12 protein-coding genes are annotated in these 12,959 nt (G+C 72.2%); 5 read left to right on the forward strand and 7 right to left on the reverse strand.

Annotated features, from left to right (window positions below; all coding sequences use genetic code 11):
• Positions 1–68: 68 nt before the first annotated feature.
• On the reverse strand, positions 69–1,490 hold the full coding sequence (locus ACFYMO_RS15650) for a class II fumarate hydratase (protein WP_366773098.1): 1,422 nt from the start codon (positions 1,488–1,490) through the stop codon (positions 69–71).
• Between the two features lie 76 nt (positions 1,491–1,566).
• Here ACFYMO_RS15650 and ACFYMO_RS15655 point away from each other — a divergent pair, with 76 nt between their 5' ends.
• Positions 1,567–1,935 (forward strand): VOC family protein, encoded by a 369-nt coding sequence (locus tag ACFYMO_RS15655; protein ID WP_366773097.1) that lies wholly within the window; start codon positions 1,567–1,569, stop codon positions 1,933–1,935.
• Between the two features lie 73 nt (positions 1,936–2,008).
• On the opposite strand, the gene ACFYMO_RS15660 is transcribed toward ACFYMO_RS15655, so the two are convergent.
• A complete protein-coding gene (locus ACFYMO_RS15660) occupies positions 2,009–3,709 on the reverse strand; it encodes a fumarate hydratase (protein ID WP_366773096.1) in 1,701 nt (566 codons plus the stop codon).
• Positions 3,710–3,835: 126 nt separating this feature from the next.
• Here ACFYMO_RS15660 and ACFYMO_RS15665 point away from each other — a divergent pair, with 126 nt between their 5' ends.
• Positions 3,836–4,624 (forward strand): DUF1707 domain-containing protein, encoded by a 789-nt coding sequence (locus ACFYMO_RS15665; protein WP_388546766.1) that lies wholly within the window; start codon positions 3,836–3,838, stop codon positions 4,622–4,624.
• A 235-nt stretch (positions 4,625–4,859) separates the two neighbouring features.
• Entirely contained in the window at positions 4,860–5,225 is a 366-nt protein-coding gene (locus ACFYMO_RS15670) for a WhiB family transcriptional regulator (RefSeq protein WP_366773094.1), read from the forward strand.
• Positions 5,226–5,543: 318 nt separating this feature from the next.
• On the opposite strand, the gene glpX is transcribed toward ACFYMO_RS15670, so the two are convergent.
• A complete protein-coding gene (gene glpX / locus ACFYMO_RS15675; protein ID WP_019355303.1) occupies positions 5,544–6,578 on the reverse strand; it encodes a class II fructose-bisphosphatase in 1,035 nt (344 codons plus the stop codon).
• Between the two features lie 235 nt (positions 6,579–6,813).
• Between glpX and ACFYMO_RS15680 the strand changes: the two genes are divergently transcribed.
• Positions 6,814–7,407 carry a DUF4245 domain-containing protein gene (locus ACFYMO_RS15680; RefSeq protein ID WP_388546769.1) on the forward strand — a complete coding sequence of 198 codons (594 nt, stop codon included), beginning with the start codon at positions 6,814–6,816 and terminating at the stop codon, positions 7,405–7,407.
• Between the two features lie 201 nt (positions 7,408–7,608).
• On the opposite strand, the gene ACFYMO_RS15685 is transcribed toward ACFYMO_RS15680, so the two are convergent.
• The 4 genes from ACFYMO_RS15685 to ACFYMO_RS15700 all read right to left on the reverse strand — a co-directional run bounded on the left by ACFYMO_RS15685 (position 7,609) and on the right by ACFYMO_RS15700 (position 11,614).
• Positions 7,609–8,202, reverse strand: coding sequence for a malonic semialdehyde reductase (locus tag ACFYMO_RS15685; RefSeq protein ID WP_388546772.1), 594 nt, complete (start codon positions 8,200–8,202; stop codon positions 7,609–7,611).
• 235 nt (positions 8,203–8,437) lie between these two features.
• Positions 8,438–8,767, reverse strand: coding sequence for an exodeoxyribonuclease VII small subunit (locus ACFYMO_RS15690; RefSeq protein ID WP_366773091.1), 330 nt, complete (start codon positions 8,765–8,767; stop codon positions 8,438–8,440).
• Positions 8,768–8,776: 9 nt separating this feature from the next.
• Positions 8,777–9,991 (reverse strand): exodeoxyribonuclease VII large subunit, encoded by a 1,215-nt coding sequence (xseA, locus tag ACFYMO_RS15695; protein WP_388546776.1) that lies wholly within the window; start codon positions 9,989–9,991, stop codon positions 8,777–8,779.
• A 117-nt stretch (positions 9,992–10,108) separates the two neighbouring features.
• Positions 10,109–11,614: an APC family permease gene (locus ACFYMO_RS15700; RefSeq protein WP_388546778.1), complete on the reverse strand. Its 1,506-nt coding sequence runs from the start codon at positions 11,612–11,614 to the stop codon at positions 10,109–10,111.
• A gap of 217 nt (positions 11,615–11,831) precedes the next feature.
• On the opposite strand from ACFYMO_RS15700, the gene ACFYMO_RS15705 reads away from it, so the two are divergent.
• Positions 11,832–12,869 carry a 4-hydroxy-3-methylbut-2-enyl diphosphate reductase gene (locus ACFYMO_RS15705; RefSeq protein WP_366773088.1) on the forward strand — a complete coding sequence of 346 codons (1,038 nt, stop codon included), beginning with the start codon at positions 11,832–11,834 and terminating at the stop codon, positions 12,867–12,869.
• Positions 12,870–12,959: the final 90 nt, after the last annotated feature.

Below are 12,959 nucleotides of genomic sequence, written 5' to 3' on the forward strand. Positions count from 1 at the left end.
GGCCCGTCGGACCGCCGTGAGCTGTGCCGCAGCGCGCCGGGCGCTGTTCCGGGCCGGCCCGCCCCGGCTCAGGGGTGCGTCATCTCCAGCACGTCCAGCGCGGCGTCCAGTTGCTCCAGCGTCAGCTCCCCGCGCTCCACATGGCCGGCGGCCAGCACCGCCTCGCGGATGGTGCACTCCTCGGCCAGGGCCCGCTTGGCCACCGCCGCCGCGTTCTCGTAGCCGATGTACCGGTTCAGCGGGGTGACGACCGAGGGCGAGGACTCGGCGAACTCCCGCGCACGGCGGGTGTTCGCGGTGATGCCGTCCACCGTGCGGTCGGCCAGCAGCCGTGCGGCGTTGGACAGCAGCCGGATCGACTCCAGCAGGTTCTTGGCCATCACGGGCAGCATCACGTTCAGCTCGAAATTGCCCGCGGCCCCGGCCGTCGCCACCGTCGCGTCGTTCCCCGTGACCTGAGCCGCCACCATCAGCACCGCCTCCGGCACGACCGGGTTGACCTTGCCCGGCATGATCGACGAGCCGGGCTGCAGGTCGGGCAGCGCGATCTCGGCCAGGCCGGTGCGCGGTCCCGAGGCCATCCAGCGCAGATCGTTGCAGATCTTGGTCAGCCCCACGGCGACCGTCCGTAGCTGCCCGGAGGTCTCCACCAGCGCGTCCCGCGCGCCCTGCGCCTCGAAGTGGTTCCGTGCCTCGGTCAGCGGCAGCCCGGTGGCCCCGGCCACCTCCTCGATGACGGCGGCCGCGAAGCCCGGCGGGGTGTTGATCCCGGTCCCCACGGCCGTGCCGCCGAGCGGGAGTTCGGCCAGTCGGGGGAGTGCGGCCCGCAACCGTTCGACGCCGTACCGCAGCTGTGCCGCGTAGCCGCCGAACTCCTGGCCCAGCGTCACCGGGGTGGCGTCCATCAGGTGGGTGCGCCCCGACTTGACCACGTCGGCGAACTCCCCTGCCTTCCCCTCCAGCGAGCCTGCCAGATGCTCCAGCGCCGGGACCAGATCGGCCGTCACCGCCGCGGTCGCGGCGATGTGGATGGACGAGGGGAACACGTCGTTCGACGACTGGCTGGCGTTGACATGGTCGTTCGGATGCACGGAGGCGGCCTGGGAACCCGCGGCGGCCAGCCGCTCGGTCGCCAGGGTCGCCAGTACCTCGTTCATGTTCATGTTCGAGGAGGTGCCCGAACCGGTCTGGAACACGTCGACCGGGAAGTGGTCGTCCCAGCGGCCCCCGGCGACCTCCTCGGCCGCGGCCCGTACCGCCTCGGCCCGCTCCTCGTCCAGCACCCCGAGCCGGGCGTTGACCACCGCGGCCGCCGCCTTGACGCGGGCCAGGGCCTGGATGTGAGCCCGCTCCAGCCGCTGCCCGCTGACGGGGAAGTTCTCCACGGCGCGCTGCGTCTGCGCACGCCACTTGGCGTCCGCGGGGACCCGCACCTCTCCCATCGAGTCGTGCTCGACGCGGTACTCGGCGCTGTCTGTGCTGTCGGTCATCGTGTGCACACCTCCCTGGTCCTCAGCACTCCTCAGCATCTCGCATCCCGGCCGCATTCCTGGCTAGGGTCCGGGCATGACGAGTCGTATCTCGGTGCTGTGCATCGACGCTCTGGAACCCCGGGTCGTGGCCGACTTCTGGTGCCGGGTGCTGGACTGGCGGATCAGGGAGGAGGCCGAGGGCGGTATTACCATCGGCCCGGCGGACCCGGCTGCGCCGGGCATCGACATCTTCCCCGTCCCGGAGCGCAAGACGCTCAAGAACCGCCTCCACCTGGACCTGCGGGCCGACGGCAGCACCACCGAGGAGGAGCTGGGGCGCCTGCTGGAGCTGGGCGCCACCCGGGTGGACGTCGGCCAGTCACCGGACGTCACCTGGACGGTGCTCGCCGACCCGGAGGGCAACGAGTTCTGCCTGCTGGGGCGGACGGTCCAGGAGCTGTGAGGCGCTGACCCCGGGCCCTGCCGGGTGCCGGGCCCGGGGCGCGGCCGGGTGTCGCCGCGCCCCGGACGAGGTCTCAGGACCCGGAGCGCACCGGGATGGAGGTGACGAACGGCTGCTCGGGTGCGGGATCGGCGAAGAAGTCGTTCCCCTTGTCGTCGACGACGATGAACGCCGGGAAGTTCTCCACCTCGATCCGCCAGACCGCCTCCATGCCCAGCTCCTCGTACTCCAGGACCTCGACCTTCTTGATGCAGTCCTGGGCGAGCCGGGCGGCCGGACCGCCGATGGAGCCGAGGTAGAAGCCGCCGTGCTCCGCGCACGCGTCGGTGACCTGCTTGCTGCGGTTGCCCTTGGCCAGCATCACCCTCGAGCCGCCCGCGGCCTGGAACTGCTCGACGTAGGCGTCCATCCGTCCGGCCGTGGTGGGGCCGAAGGAACCGGAGGCGTAGCCCTCGGGGGTCTTGGCCGGGCCCGCGTAGTAGACGGGGTGGTCCTTGAGGTACTGCGGCATCTCCTCGCCCGCGTCCAGCCGCTCCTTGATCTTCGCGTGCGCGATGTCGCGGGCGACGACCAGCGTGCCGGTCAGCGACAGCCGGGTGCGGACCGGGTGCTTGGTCAGCTCGGCCAGGATCTCGTCCATGGGGCGCGCCAGGTCGATCCGCACCGCGTCGAGGTCGGCGCCCGCGCCCTCGGTCAGCTCGGAGTCCGTCGTCTCCGGCAGGAAGCGCGCCGGGTCGGTCTCCAGCTGCTCCAGGAACACGCCCTCGGGGGTGATCTTCGCCTTGGCCTGGCGGTCGGCCGAGCAGGAGACCGCGATGGCGACCGGGCAGGAGGCGCCGTGCCGGGGCAGCCGCACCACGCGCACGTCGTGGCAGAAGTACTTGCCGCCGAACTGCGCGCCGATGCCGATCTGCTGCGTGAGCTCGAAGACCTTCTCCTCCAGCTCCTTGTCCCGGAAGCCGTGCCCGGCGGGCGAACCGGCGTCCGGAAGCTCGTCCAGGTAGTGCGCGGAGGCGTACTTGGCGGTCTTGAGCGCGTACTCGGCGCTGGTGCCGCCGACGACGATCGCCAGATGGTACGGCGGGCAGGCGGCCGTGCCCAGCGAACGGATCTTCTCCTCCAGGAACTTCATCATGCTCGCCTCGTTGAGCACGGCCTTCGTCTCCTGGTAGAGGAAGGACTTGTTGGCGCTGCCGCCGCCCTTGGCCATGAACAGGAACTTGTAGGCGTCGCCGTCCGTCGCGTACAGCTCGATCTGGGCCGGGAGGTTGGTGCCGGTGTTCTTCTCCTCCCACATGGTGAGCGGAGCCATCTGCGAGTAGCGCAGGTTGAGCCGGGTGTAGGCGTCGTGGATGCCGCGCGAGAGGGCCTCCTCGTCGCCGCCCGCCGTCAGCACCTGCTGGCCGCGCTTGCCCATCACGATCGCCGTGCCGGTGTCCTGGCACATGGGCAGCACCCCGGCCGCCGCGATGTTGGCGTTCTTGAGCAGGTCCAGCGCGACGAACCGGTCGTTGGCGCTGGCCTCGGGGTCGTCCAGGATGCGGCGGAGCTGCGCGAGGTGCTCGGGGCGCAGGTAGTGCTGGATGTCGTGGACGGCCTCGGCCGCCAGCTCGCGCAGCGCCTCCGGCTCCACCTTGAGGAAGGTCCGCCCGTCCGCTTCGAAAGTGCTCACGCCCTCGCTGGTGATCAGGCGGTACGGCGTGGGGTCCGCGCCGGCGGGGAGCAGATCCGTGTAGGAGAACTCCGGGCTGGCCGGTCGGGAGCTGGCAGACATACGGGGACTCTTCCTCTCACACTTACGGCTCTCGACGATGGGAGCGCGTCTCACAGCGTAGAACCCGGGTGCAAGGAGTCGCTGCGGGGGTAGTCGCGATCTATCGCGTCTGGGTACGCTGCCCCTGTGACTGAAGACTCTTCCCGCACCTCGCTCCAGAAGCAGCAGTCGGCCGCGCGCTCCCCGGAGCCCGCCGCGGCGGCGGCCCCGGCGCCGGCCCCCGCTGTGGAGCCCGGCGGGGTGCGCGCCTCGGACGCCGACCGGGACCGGGTCGCGGACATCCTCCGCGAGGCCCTCGCGGAGGGCCGGCTGGACGCGGAGGAGCACGGCGAGCGGATCGAGGCGGTCTACGGGGCCAAGACGATGGGCGAACTGGAGCCTCTCGTGCGCGATCTCCCCGCGGGCCACTCGGGCGCCTCCGGTGGGGAGCCCGGCGGCGCGGGGACGCACGGGGGCGGCCAGCGGTCCTACGGCACCGCGTTCGCGAACTTCTCGGCCTCCCACACCTCCATCCCGTCCGCGCCCGGCAACTGCTCCAAGGAGAACCTGGTCGCCGTCTTCAGCGGCGCCGGGCGCAAGGGGCGCTGGCGGGTCCCGCGGAAGATCAACGCCTTCGCCTGCTTCGGCGGGATCGAGATCGACCTCACCGAGGCGCTGTTCGAGCACCCGCACGTGCAGATCAACGCCACTGCGATCTTCGGGGGAATCGAGATCCGGGTCCCGGAGAACGTCACCCTTCAGCAGAAGGGGGCCGGGATCTTCGGCGGTTTCGACGTCCGCGTCAACGACTCCGCGGATCCGGACGCGCCGACCGTACTGGTCGAGGGAGTGGCGATTTTCGGCGGCGTGGACGCCAAGCCGAAGCGCGGCCGCCTCATCCAGAACCTGCGCGACCGGCTGCGCAAGGAGCTCTGAACGGACGGGGCGCATGGGGCGGCCAACGTGCGCCGGGGAGCGCACGCTGGGGCGCGTATCAGACGACACGCAATGCATACCGGCACGTACAGCGGGTAGGGCTCGGGCATCGTCTTGCGTACGGCGAGAGTTTGCGAGCCGGTCCCGAGGGGCCCGCGGGGGAGCCGCGGACTGCCGTACGCCGCAAGACGGGTGAAGGGGAAACAAACCTCCGTCGTCGCGTCAGGAGCAGACCGTGCTGCACACGCCGCATCAGTCCCTGCAGGCCGCCGCCACCGTCCCCGCACAGCGAACGCCTGAGCGAGACGACCAAGCGGGCCCCTGGCACGCTGACGCCGTCTGCCGCCGGGACGAGGCGGGTCTCTTCTTCGCCCCCTCCAAGGAGCCCACCGCCGCCCGGCTCTCGCGTGAACAGGCCGCCAAGCGCGTCTGCTCGGGCTGCCCCGTCCTGGTCGAGTGCCGCGAGCACGCCCTGGTGATGCCCGAGCCGTACGGCGTCTGGGGCGGCCTCACCGCCGCGGAGCGCCGCGTCGTCCTCTCCCGCCGCCGCCGCGCGACGAAGCCCGCCGCCACGGGGCAGCCGGCGTCCCGCATCGCCTAGCTGCACCGATCCGGCCACGACCCCGACCGACCCCGACGCCGACCCCGAGTCTCGCCCCGTTGCCCCTCTCCGCTGCTGGAGAGGGGTTCCTTCCGGAGGCTGACCCTGGGCGGGGCTGCCGGTTCCGGGTGCCGCGGCAGGTGCCTGCCGCTGTCCGGCGCCGGGTGGAGGGCCGGCCGCCGTCCGGTCGTCCGCGGGTGCGGTTCCCCGGGCGCCCGCTCCCGGCTTCCTGCGAGCGGGCACAGGCGCGGGCGCGTCACCCGGTGACCCGTGTTCCCCGCGCCGCGCCACGTCGGCGGTCCGGGCCCGGGGCAGTCCTCAGCGGGCGCGGTCGAAGTCGACGGCGCTGTAGGCGCGCAGCTTCGAGAGCCGGTGCACGGAGTCGATCTGGCGGATGGTGCCCGACTTCGACCGCATCACCAGCGACTGGGTGTAGGCGCGCTCGCCCCGGTAGTGCACACCCCGCAGCAGGTCGCCGTCGGTGATACCGGTGGCGACGAAGAACACGTTCTCACCGCTGACCAGGTCGTCGGTGAGCAGCACCTGGTCCAGATCGTGCCCCGCGTCGAGAGCGCGCTGCCGCTCCTCGTCGTCCTTGGGCCACAGTTTGCCCTGTATCGTCCCGCCGAGGCACTTGATCGCGCAGGCCGCGATGATGCCCTCCGGGGTGCCGCCGACCCCGAGCAGCAGGTCGACGCCGGTCTCCTCGCGCACCGTCATCACGGCACCCGCCACGTCGCCGTCCGAGATGAACTTGATCCGGGCGCCCGCCTCGCGGATCTCCTTGACCAGGCCCTCGTGCCGCGGCCGGTCGAGCACGACGACGGTCACGTCCTCCACGCCGCAGCCCTTGGCCTTGGCGATCCGGCGGATGTTCACCGCGGGCGGCGCGGTGATGTCCACGAACTCCGCCGCCTCGGGCCCGGTGACCAGCTTGTCCATGTAGAAGACCGCGCTCGGGTCGAACATCGAGCCCCGCTCGGCCACGGCCAGCACCGAGACCGCGTTGCCCATGCCCTTGGCGGTGAGCGTCGTGCCGTCGACCGGGTCGACGGCCACATCGCACTCGGCGCCGGTGCCGTCGCCGACGCGCTCCCCGTTGTAGAGCATCGGGGCCTCGTCCTTCTCGCCCTCACCGATCACCACCACGCCGTTCATGGAGACCGTGGAGACGAGCGTGCGCATCGCCTTGACGGCCGCACCGTCCGCACCGTTCTTGTCGCCCTTGCCGACCCAGCGACCCGACGCCATCGCCCCCGCCTCGGTGACCCGCACCAACTCCAGTGCCAGGTTGCGGTCAGGTGCCTCCGGGCTGACTTCGAGCGGGGAGGGCAGGTGGTGGTGTTCGGTCATCGGAACACACCTTTCTGTACGGCGACTCTGGACGGCCACTGCGGCGACGTGAGCTGTGCCGATTCGGCGAGGGTGGGCAGGATTTTACCCGTACGCCACAGACTGAGCAGGGGCGCCCACGGATGAGCGGCCGGGATGGGGTGTGCTCGCGGCCGTCGGCCGGGTGCTCCGCCCGGTGCGTTCGCTGCGTGCACCCTCGCGCGGGCCGCCGACCGGCATAAGGGACGATGGGGGCGTGGCAGCAGACAAGAAACGCGGCGCACAGGCCGTGCGCGACATGGTCATCTCGCTGGTTGTGATCATTCTCGCCGCCGGGGTCGTCTACCTGTTCGTTCCGCACGACGACAAGAAGGACCCGGTCAAGGCCATCGGCTACCGGGTCGAGCTGGCGTCCGCACGGCGCGCGGCGCCGTACCCGGTCGCCGCGCCGCACGGACTGTCCGACCAGTGGCGCGCCACCTCTGTCCGCTACAAGGCGGACAGCCCGCTGGGGTCGGCCTGGCACCTGGGCTTCATGACGCCGGACAACGAGTACGCCGCCGTCGAGCAGAGCGACGAGGAGCGGTCCGCGCGGTTCGTCGAGGACGTCACCCAGGGCGCGGAGAAGACGGCGAAGAAGCAGCGCGTCGCGGGCGCGGAGTGGACCCGCTACCGCGGCCCCAAGTACGACGCGCTGGTGCGTACCGCCGAGGACGGCACGTCGGTGACGGTGGTCACGGGTACGGCGAGCTTCCAGCAGCTGGGCGAGCTGGCCGGGGCGCTCCGCGCCGAGTCGCACAGACCCGCCGACAGCCCGTCCCCGGCGTCCTCCGCCGAGCAGGCCGGATAGCACCAGGCGCGGTGCGCCTGGTGGGCCCGCGTCGTCCGGCTGCCCGGCGGACCGCCGGCGTCGCCCCGGCGCGGCGGGAAAGGGAAGCCCCCCGCGCGAGGGGGGGTATGCGCGGGGGGCGGTTCAGGGGACGCCGAGCACGGAGCGGTGCTCAGCGCCGGACGCGGTGCCGCACAGGGCGGCGCCGCACGGGACGGTGGCTCAAAGAGAGGTCACCACGTCGTCGTAGGAGAGCCGGGGCGAGCGCGGCGCGAACGCGTCGGGGCCCGGCTTCCCGATGTTGGCGACCAGCAGGACGCGCTGCCGGCCGTCGCCGAAGAACTCCTTCTCGACGCCGTCGTGGTCGAAGCCGGTCATCGGGCCGACGGCCAGCCCCGCGGAACGCACGCCGAGGATGAAGTATCCGGCCTGGAGCGCGGCATTGAGGGCACCCGCGCTCTCCCGCGTGCTCTCCTCCGCGAACACCGCGTCCTTGATGTGCGGGGCGTGCGGGAAGAGCTCGGGCAGCCGCTCGTGGAAGTCCAGGTCGTAGGAGAGGACAACGGTCAGCGGCGCCTTGCGGGTCTTGGGCACGTTGCCCTCGGCCATGTGCGCCAGCAGCCGCTCGCGGGACTCGGAGGAGCGCAGCAGGGTGAGGCGCAGCGGCGACTGGTTGAAGGCCGTGGGGCCGTACTTCACCAGGTCGTAGATCGCCTGGACCTCCTCCTCGGTGACCGGTTCGTCCGTGAAGGTGTTGGCGGTGCGGGCCTCACGGAAGAGGAGGTCCTGGGCTGCGGGGTCGAGGGCGAGTGCCATGGGGTGGTGCCTTGCCTTTGCGTACGACGTTCGGGGTGCAGAGACAAGTGTAACCAACACTAGTTAAAGCTTGAACAATACTGCCGGTGGGCTGCCGCCGATGGGCTCCTGTCGGTGGGCCGTCGGCGGGTGCGGGGCCGCCTCGGGTGCCGGTCAGGTCCGGCCCTCGGCGTCGGTTCTGCTTCCGGGCCGCGCCCCTGCCGAGCGCTCTGTGGCCCCTTTCACCGCCGGGGGCTCACCGCTCGTCCTCCTCCGCGTCCCCGTCTTCTTCCTCTTCCTCCTCTTCTTCTTCCAGCACCGCGTCCAGCCGGGCCCGCGCCCCTTCCAGCCAGGCGCGGCAGATACCCGCGAGCTCCTCGCCGCGCTCCCACAGCGCCAGCGACTCCTCCAGGGTCGAGCCGCCGGATTCCAGCCGCTGCACGACCTCGACCAGCTCGGCCCGCGCCTGCTCGTAGCTGAGCGCATCGGCCGAGGCCAGCTCCACCTGGGACGCGCCTGCCGCAGCGTCCGCCGCGGCACCCGCCGGGCCGCTCGCTGCGGCCTGACCTTCCGTATCCGTCGTCATACGGCCAGCCTATGCGTGCGGTCCGACAGCGACGCCGAACTCCCCGCCGGCCACCCGGGCCCGCAGCCGGTCGCCCTCCGCGACCTCCGCGGCGTCCCGGACCACGGCGCCGTCCTCCCGTTGCAGCACCGCGTAGCCCCGCTCCAGCGTGGCGGCCGGGGAGAGCGCGACGACGCGGGCGAGGGTGTGTTCCAGGGCGTCCTCGGCGCGGGCCAGCCGGTGGTCGAGCACCCGCCGGGAGCGGTCCAGCAACGCCGTGATCCCCTCCTCGCGGTCCGCCACCATGGCGTGCGGATCGGCCATGGCGGGGCGGCTCATCACCTCCGCGAGGCCGCGCTCCTCGCGCTCCAGCTGCCCGTTGATCACCCGCCAGGCTCGCTCCCGCAGCGCCCGCACCCGCTCGTGCTCCTCGCCGACATCCGGCACGGTGTCCTTCGCCGCGTGCGTGGGCGTGCGCGAGCGCAGGTCGGCGACCAGGTCCAGCAGCGGCGCGTCCGCCTCGTGCCCGATCGCCGACACCACCGGAGTCCGCACCGCCGCGACGGCACGCACCAGACGCTCGTCGGAGAACGGCAGCAGATCCTCCATACCGCCGCCGCCCCGCGTCACGATGATCACGTCCACGTCCGCCCGGGCGTCCAGCTCGTTCAGCGCCTCGATGATCTGTGGAACCGCGTAGACCCCCTGGACCGCCGTGTTCCGCACCTCGAAGCGCACCGCCGGCCAGCGCTCCCGCGCGGTGTGCAGTACATCCCGCTCGGCGTCCGAGGCCCGGCCCGTGATCAGTCCTATCCGCTGCGGCAGGAACGGCAGCGGCCGCTTGCGCTCCGCCGCGAACAACCCCTCGGCCGCCAGCGTCTTCCGCAGCCGCTCCAGCCGCGCCAGCAGCTCGCCCATCCCCACCGGCCGGATCTCCGCGGCGCGCAGCGAGAGACGGCCCGTCTTCTCGTACCACTCCGGCTTCGCGTGCACGACCACCCGGGCGCCCTCGCCGATGACGTCCTTGACCTGCTCGTACACCTGACGGAAGCAGGTGACGCTGAGTGAGACCTCGCGGGAGGGGTCGCGGAGCGTCATGAAGACGATGCCGGCACCCGGCCGCGGCGAGAGCTGCACGATCTGCCCCTCCACCCAGACCGCGCCCAGCCGGTCGATCCAGCCACGGATCAGCCGCGAGACCTCGCTGACGGGGATCGGGGATTCGGCGGACGTGGTGAGAGCCATGCCAGAAGGCTAGGCCCTGCCACCGACAGCCCGGCCCCTTTCTCCCTGCCGTTCCGCGCTTCCGCCTGTCCGCCCGTTCGTCCGACCGTTTGCCCGCCCCGGGACGGCCCGGGACGGTCAGTCGGCCGCGGAATCCCGCGCGGCTGCGGCTTCCCGCCGGTCCCGCCGCCGCAGCACCGCCAGCGCCAGCAGGGCGAGCGCCAGCCACACCAGGCCCACCCAGTGCGCCTCGCGGTTGGCGGTGACGACCACCGCGACGATGATCCCGAGCCCGACCAGCGGCACCACCCAGTTCCACAGCAGGTGCGCCCGCCGCCCCGCGCCGCCGGGTGCGCCGCCCTCCGGCGCCGGACCCCCGGGGGACGAGCCCCCCGGCGCCGCGGTCCCGCCCACCGGGCGCCGCCCCTCCCGTCGGCCGAGCCCGTAGTAGCCCATGACCGACAGGTGCAGCATGCCGAAACCGAAGAGGGCTCCGATGTCCACGACGGAGACGAGGCGGTCCAGACCGTCGGCGGCCCGCGCGGCCCACACCGCCGCGCACAGTGTCAGCACCGCGCTCAGCAGCAGCGCCCGCCCCGGAACCCCGGTGCGGTTGCCGACCTCGGCCAGCACCCGCGGCAGCCGCCGGTCGCGCGCCATGGCGTACAGCAGCCGCGCGGCCGCCGCCTGCCCGGCCAGTGCCGCGAACGCCGCACCGATCGCCTTGCTCACCGCCACCGTCGTCTCCAGCCAGCCGCCCACCGCCGCCTTCGTCGCGGTGTAGAAGGCAGCACCCTGGGAGGCCGGATCGTCGGCGAGCCGCTGCGAGGAGTCCTGCGAGAGCAGCGCGGCCAGATAGGTCTGGACGACGAAGAGCACCCCGGTCACCAGCAGGCACCACACCAGGGCACGGGCCACCGGGGTGCCGCGGTCGCCCTTGCCGGCCCGTGCCTCCTCGGCGAAGTTCGCGATGGCGTCGAAGCCGAGGAAGGAGAGCACCGCCACGGAGACCGCGCTCAGCAGGGCCGTCAGCGAGAAGACGCGGTCCCCGGTGACCGGCGAGAGCCAGCCCCGCGCGGGACCGTCCTGCACCAGCACCACCAGCGCGGCCGCCACGAACACCAGCAGCACCAGGATCTCCATGGCCAGCACCAGGAATCCGACCACTGCCGCGCGGCGCACCCCCGAGAGATTGAGCGCTGTCGTCACCACCACCGCGAGGGCAGTCCAGATCCACTGGTCCACCTCGGGCACCAGTTGTGCCATGGCGATGCCGGAGAACAGATAGGCGACGGCCGGGATGAGCAGGTAGTCCAGCATCATCATCCAGCCGGCCACGAAGCCGGCGCCGGACCCGAGGCCGGCGCGCGCGTACGCGTACACGGAGCCCGCCTGCGGCACCGTATGGATCATCCGGGCGTAGGAGAAGGCCGTGAACGACATCGCCACCGTCGCGACCACGTACACCAGCGGCACCACACCATGGCTGCGCGCGTCCAGCGCACCGTAGATGCCCACGGGCGCCATCGGCGCGATGAACAGCAGACCGTAGACGATCAGATCGCGCAGCGTCAGACTGCGCCGCAGCGCCCCGTCCGGGCTGTCCCCCAGGATGTCGGCCGTTCGCGAGCGGGCTCCAGGCATGGGCCCAGCTTGCCGCAGAACGCCCCCGTCGGCAGCGGACAAACGCGCCCCGGCCGCGTCGCGCCCCCCGTCGTCCATACGCACCCCCGCACCCCCGCACCCCCGGCGCACACCGGCGCCGCCTTCGGACACTCCCACGCCCGCCGGGTGCCTCCGCCGCCCGCGCCACCGCGGGCGGCCCCCGGAACGACGCGAGCACGGCCTTTACGATGGAGCCATGACTGGTACGCCCGCCCGCAGGCCCGACGACGCACCGGAAACCACCGCACCGCAATCCGCCGCTCCGGGCCGCCGCCGCGTCCTGCTGGCCGCGCCCCGCGGCTACTGCGCTGGCGTGGACCGCGCGGTGATCGCCGTGGAGAAGGCGCTGGAGCAGTACGGCGCTCCGATCTACGTGCGGCACGAGATCGTGCACAACAAGTACGTGGTCCAGACCCTGGAGAAGAAGGGCGCCGTGTTCGTCGAGGAGACGGACGAGGTGCCCGAGGGCGAGATCGTCATCTTCTCCGCGCACGGTGTCGCGCCCACCGTCCACGAGGAGGCCGAGCGCGGCAAGCTCGCCACCATCGACGCCACCTGCCCCCTGGTCACCAAGGTGCACAAGGAGGCCGTGCGGTACGCCAAGGAGGACTACGACATCCTCCTGATCGGACACGAGGGCCACGAAGAGGTCATCGGCACCAGCGGCGAGGCGCCGGACCACATCACGCTCGTCGACGGCCCGGAGGACGTGGGGAACGTCGAGGTCCGCGACCCGGAGAAGGTGGTGTGGCTCTCCCAGACCACCCTTTCGGTGGACGAGACCATGGAGACGGTCGACGCGCTCAAGGGCCGCTACCCCAATCTGCTCTCGCCGCCCAGCGACGACATCTGCTACGCCACCCAGAACCGCCAGACCGCGATCAAGCAGGTCGCCGCGGAGGCCGACCTGGTCCTCGTGGTCGGCTCCAAGAACTCCTCCAACTCGGTACGCCTGGTGGAGACGGCCCTGACGCACGGCGCCGAGGACGGCCACCTGGTCGACAACGCGGAAGAACTCGACGAAGCGTGGCTGGAAGGCGTCGAGACGATCGGCCTCTCCTCCGGCGCCTCGGTCCCCGAGGTCCTGGTCGACGGCGTCCTGGAGTGGCTGGCGCAGCGCGGCTGGGACGAGGTCGAGATCGTCAAGCCCGTGGACGAGCACATGCAGTTCTCGCTCCCGAAGGAACTCCGCCGCGATCTGCGCTCCGAGGCCGCGGACCGCGCCCGGGCCTGACACGGGCCTCCGCCCGCGGGCCCGGCCGGACCCTCGGGCCGACCGGAAGCGGGGCGAGGCGGGGCCGAGCCGACGCAGACCCGGGCCGGA

Source organism: Streptomyces sp. NPDC007025, assembly GCF_042869455.1.
Lineage (GTDB): Bacteria > Actinomycetota > Actinomycetes > Streptomycetales > Streptomycetaceae > Streptomyces.